General features: G+C 48.7%; 2 protein-coding genes and 1 pseudogene. 2 read left to right on the plus strand and 1 reads right to left on the minus strand.

Features of this window, described 5'->3' with window-relative positions:
- The first annotated feature begins 164 nt into the window (after positions 1-164).
- Positions 165-341: a hypothetical protein gene (locus VXK47_RS12610; RefSeq protein WP_435549138.1), complete on the plus strand. Its 177-nt coding sequence runs from the start codon at positions 165-167 to the stop codon at positions 339-341.
- A gap of 151 nt (positions 342-492) precedes the next feature.
- Here VXK47_RS12610 and VXK47_RS12615 read toward each other — a convergent pair whose 3' ends face one another.
- Positions 493-813, minus strand: coding sequence for a hypothetical protein (locus tag VXK47_RS12615; protein WP_435549139.1), 321 nt, complete (start codon positions 811-813; stop codon positions 493-495).
- Between the two features lie 752 nt (positions 814-1,565).
- Here VXK47_RS12615 and VXK47_RS12620 point away from each other — a divergent pair.
- Positions 1,566-2,018 (plus strand): annotated as a pseudogene (locus tag VXK47_RS12620) (hypothetical protein); the annotation flags it as partial.

Here is a 2,018-nt window from a genome sequence, read left to right on the forward strand (position 1 = left end):
ATCCTTTTCTGTCTGCCCGGCTTTTTGTTCCGGCTCTCCTGCCAAAACCGGATAGTGACAAAAAAGGATTAATATTGCCGCAAAAACTAATTTCAAACGACTCATTTTCCATCCTCATTTTTTAGTTTTTATAGGTTAATCAGGATGATCCCCGCTACCAGAATTTGAAAGCAGTTTCCGTCATACTCCCCCTTTTGGACAGGGAAATACCCGTGATCAGAGATGCCTATGTTGACATGGCTTTTGGAACCGGCGCCCTTAAAGTCACGCCTGCCCACGATCCCAATGACTTTGAAATCGGAAAACGGCACAATCTTCCGGGAGCGAATAGGGTAGAGTAGAGAGATGGTATATGCGGTTTTAGGTTCGGCCTATCTGTTTCCGGCGCTTTCGTTCGACGGTGCCTCATTATCCCAACCATGACTGCCTCTACCATCCCTCCCTCATCAAACCGTGCATGCGATTTTCCCGCACACGGCTTTCCGATGCTCTTCACCGCAGAGCATGCGCCTTTTTCCAGCCGGCTGTCGTTGGCACTTTATAAAGCCCGTATGTTTCGTACAGACTCCTCAATGCCTCCGCCAGCTCCGCTATAAAAGCGGTTGCCCCTTCTTTTGCCTCGATGTCCTCAAAGGTAACGCCGTCTATGCCGGCACTGCCTCTGTTGGAGCGAACAAGATTATAGGCATGACTGAGGATGTCCGCCCGATAAACCTTGTCATACAAGGCATGGAAACGACAAGCCGGTTCCTGCTTGGCCTTGCGGTAAAGCTTCCTCTGTAGTGTCCTGATGCTTTCCGGAGTTGTTAGCATTTCTGCAATCCCCTCTTCTTCCACTCTTTGGTTGCGTGAACAAAGCAGGGTCTCTTCCCTCGGGCTGGGTTATGTTGTCCCATTCCCTCAATCGGTACTATTGACCCCTCCGACTCCCGATGCAGCCCACCGCGACTTCGGTTTTACCTTATACGCGCCGGTTGATATACCTCATTCATCACCGCATCGGGTCTCCAGCACTGGGCTGCTCATCCTCTGCAACATGCCGTCCCTGCTACCCCGGAAGATCCCGACAAACGCTTCCGTTTTCCAATCTGTCGGGCTTCGGCCTTCCCCACACGTCCACTGGGTCAGCATCTTCATCAGTTTTTACGAGGCTACTTATAGGTTCACTTTCGTTACGGCCTGCTGTTTTGCCAATTGGGAACTCACGACCCTCTGTTGCCAGAACGCCGCTCCCTTGAACTACCGGTCGTACGGACAATTAACCAGACGGGACTTTAACCCGCTGGATGAACAACTGTTACTGCGAACGGACGTATTAATCTTTTAAACTTGAATAATGTCTGTCGATCTACACTTATTCGCTATTTGATAAATAAGTTTGTAAGATTACTACGTCCCCTATTTATACCCTACGTCCCCTATTTATACCCTGGAGCGCTGTTCAAAAGACGGCATCTGAAATAGATTTCAAACTGGACGCCAATGAGCTTCCGCATGGAGAAGCAGACGGTACGGGTATCGGCATCAAAGGGATCGCCAAGCGAGGGAAGGAACTGAAGGTATTCGTGCAGTATAAGCAGGGTGGTGGGGTTCGGGTGGCCGGCCTTGATATCGGGAATTACAACGGTTCGTGGGACAAGCTTTTCCAGAACAGTATTGAGATATTCAAGGGGTTTAGCCAGTTCCTGCTGCTCACGGACGGCGACTCATCGATCCTGGACAGTTTGAAAGATAAAGTCAAAATAATCTTTCAGCGATGTTTATGGCATATCCCGCATCAGGCAAAATTTTCTTTATGGCAGGATAAGGTAAAACACAAAAGCGAGGACTGGCTGCATGTCATTGCGGAACTTATGGAGATATGCGCGATACGACCACTTGTTGATTGTCAGCAAACGATCGAAATGATGGTGGAATCAAAGAAAAAACGCCTGGATGAAATAATCGGGTATTGCAGAGAAAAAGGATATTCCCATACTGTTTCATACCTTGAAAACGCTCAGCCGGATATGTTCACA

Origin of the sequence: Desulfobacterium sp. N47, from assembly GCF_051233685.1 — a bacterium.
In the GTDB taxonomy this organism is placed as follows: Bacteria; Desulfobacterota; Desulfobacteria; order Desulfobacterales; family RPRI01; genus RPRI01.